The organism is Burkholderia sp. SIMBA_062, from assembly GCF_046534765.1.
GTDB lineage: Bacteria > Pseudomonadota > Gammaproteobacteria > Burkholderiales > Burkholderiaceae > Burkholderia > Burkholderia ambifaria.
Window position 1 is genome coordinate 1 of sequence record NZ_JAWRYD010000382.1, and the last position, 259, is coordinate 259.

1 protein-coding gene is annotated in these 259 nt (G+C 53.3%); it reads left to right on the plus strand.

What is annotated here, in order from left to right; translation table 11 throughout:
* Positions 1-259, plus strand: a 259-nt coding sequence (locus tag SB786_RS36775; protein WP_410731658.1) for a hypothetical protein, incomplete at both ends; no start/stop codon positions are given.

Here is a 259-nt window from a genome sequence, read left to right on the forward strand (position 1 = left end):
GCATCAATTCGAGCTGCGGCATCTTTTTGCTGTTGAACCATGGTGGTCAAGCTACCTGGGAGTCGCCAAGCAATGGCCTAGTAAACTTCGAGGATCTGGTCACAGCTTTACAGGATTACTGGCTGACGATCGCTCCGAAGTTTCCAAACGTTGAGGACATCGAGGTTATTGGCATCGACCTCACAAAGCGTGGAGGGCAGGCTGCGGCCAAAGCAATCGAAAGTAAACTAGCGGTGGCCCACCGTCCCGAAGACGAGTG